At 39.6% G+C, this 2,439-nt stretch carries 3 protein-coding genes; 2 read left to right on the top strand and 1 reads right to left on the bottom strand.

Annotated features, from left to right (window positions below; translation table 11 throughout):
* The first annotated feature begins 307 nt into the window (after nt 1-307).
* Together ABYK33_RS15385 and ABYK33_RS15380 are read left to right on the top strand one after the other, a co-directional pair.
* On the top strand, nt 308-1,573 hold the full coding sequence (locus ABYK33_RS15385; RefSeq protein ID WP_373034202.1) for a hypothetical protein: 1,266 nt from the start codon (nt 308-310) through the stop codon (nt 1,571-1,573).
* Between the two features lie 262 nt (nt 1,574-1,835).
* Nucleotides 1,836-2,042, top strand: a complete 207-nt coding sequence (locus ABYK33_RS15380) for a high-potential iron-sulfur protein (protein WP_373034201.1) — start codon at nt 1,836-1,838, stop codon at nt 2,040-2,042.
* Nucleotides 2,043-2,132: 90 nt separating this feature from the next.
* Here the strand turns inward: ABYK33_RS15380 and ABYK33_RS15375 are convergent.
* Nucleotides 2,133-2,439, bottom strand: a 307-nt coding sequence (locus tag ABYK33_RS15375; RefSeq protein WP_373034200.1) for a hypothetical protein, incomplete at its 5' end; no start/stop codon positions are given.

Genomic DNA, 2,439 nt, shown 5'->3' with positions numbered 1-2,439 from the left:
GTAAAAGATACCAACAAGCAATACGCTCCATGGGGAGACATTTGGTACGTGTGATCTGGAATATGATACTGCAAGATAGAGCTTATGTGATCAAATAAAACTACCCGTTTTTAAGCAAATAATCAGGAGGAATGTTCAGGTTACCAATATTAATTTTTATCTCTACTCTTCCGTAACACATGAATTGAAATATAATACTCAAAAGAAGATAAGAACATGCAGAGGAAGGTGTAATCGTGATACCTCCCTGTAATATTCTTATAGTAATGTTGCGTTCATTAATTAAGATAGCATGGGAAAAATCAAAATGATTAAAAAACTGATACTTCGTGTTCTATTTGCATCGCTGCTTGGCACAAATGCCAGTGCAGATATGGGAAATTGTAAGAGCTTTATTGTGGATGAAAGGTTGCCGAACGTTATTGACTCCAATATGACATTGGATCCTTCTAAGATCTATGGCATCGATAAAAAAGTTATTGTACAAAATGGGGCAACGCTGACCATTAAACCGGGTACTACACTTGCCGGTTGCAGCCTTTTCTCTTTTCTTGTGATCGCTCAAGATGCAAAGATCGATGCTAAAGGAACAGAAAAAGAACCTATCGTATTTACTTCTCAAATGGATTTGTTGGGATTTTCATCGACGAATGGAGTTGGAGAGTGGGGCGGCGTGGTCATTGCAGGCAATGCCTTTACTCATTATGAGAACAATAAGTATGAAGCAGATGAGAGTATCTCTTTTGGAAGTTCGGACCATCTACATGATAATGAGTCATCCGGAGCCTTGGAATATGTTGTTATCAAACATACCGGATATGAAGTGAGAAAAGACAGAGAGCTAAATGGTCTTTCACTCGCAGGTGTGGGGAGTGGGACTACGATCAGAAACATCGCTATTATAGGTGGACAAGACGACGGCATTGAGATCTGGGGAGGCAGTGTCACGATCGATGGGCTCTTCGTCTATAACGCTATGGATGACTCTGTCGATGTTGATTTGGGCTATCAAGGCGAGATAAAAAATGTTCTTGTCGTGCAAAACAGGATTGCCAGCGAAAATAACCATGACTCATCGGTTATGGAGATAGGTAATGATGAAAACCTCATACAAACTGATGCGCTTACAGCGACACTGCCAAAAATAAGTAATTTTACAGGTTATGTAAAAGGCGGTGGTATATACAACAAATATGACGCAGGATTTAAACTGGACAATGTCAAGCTAGTGAGTAAAAAATCAAAAAATAACGAGATGATATATTTCAGAGGAAAAGACAGCTATACAACGGGAGCGAAATACCTTGAGGGGGATGTTTGTCTTTACAACAGTTCAGAAGAGAAGACCATCGACTCGTTTTTAGCACAAGAGAACTCTAAAAGTCCAAAAAAAGAGTACACCCCTTATAACTATTTTATAAAAGATCATAACCTTGTCGGAAAAGGTAAATTTTTAGCCTCATTAAAATGTAAAGGTGTGAATGAGCATAAAGTCTGGAAAGGGCAGGTCGGATCTGAACAAGAGATCACGTTTAGGGAGTTTGACACATTACAGGTTGCTACTTCTAAATAAACAGTAGCAGAGCACTTTATAAAAGGAAAAAGGAGTCAGGTTACCAATATGAATTTCTTTATTTGTAATATTTGTAACCTTATCCCATGACTTTACATTTTGGCAAATACATTGCACCCATTTTACTTAACATCAATTTAAGATAATAATAGGCATCGTGTAAAGAGTACAGAAATGCTTTAATCTGACACACACATTCCATGTAAACACTCAAAGGAATTAACATGAAAACATCAAAGTCGAGAAGAAGTTTTTTAAATACTTGTCTGCCCTTGGATTGGCAAGTTTTTACACTATGCCACTCTATGCGAAAACAACTAAGGATATCGTCAAATACCAAGATACACCAAACGAAGGGAAAAAGTGTATGAATTGTATGCATTTCATCCCTGAAACGAATAAATGTAAAACAGTAGAAGGAGATATCAATCCAAATGGATGGTGTACTATCTTTGTCAAAAAAACCTGATGATAAAGAAGTAAAGAAGATAGCAATATGACAACATGATTACGGATATTAATTAGGGTAGATTTTCAACGCCTGACCCGCTTTATGATCTTACTTTTTGAGCGAGCTTTTAAGCTCCATCATCGCCTGATGCTCGAGCAGATAGATCAGGGTCTCCTGTACATAGTGGCGAATCGCCTCTCGCGTTGCTTTGTCCAAAGAAACCACCTTCTGCGTACGAATAGTCTTGCCTTTGCCGTAAAGCAGCCCGAAACGGTCCTCAATGAAACGCCCCCGAAACCAGCCGACCAGCACCGCACCCTCCTTGACCCGGATAGAACAGAACCCGCCCTCCGGGGAGAAGAAAGAGGTGATGTTCTCGCGGTGCTTCTCTTTGGCACCGTTGCCGATGCAGATC

The organism is Sulfurovum sp. (assembly GCF_041562805.1).
Taxonomy (GTDB): Bacteria; Campylobacterota; Campylobacteria; order Campylobacterales; family Sulfurovaceae; genus Sulfurovum.
Note: the sequence above shows the minus strand (reverse complement) of the source record. Positions and strands in the feature narration are given on the sequence as shown.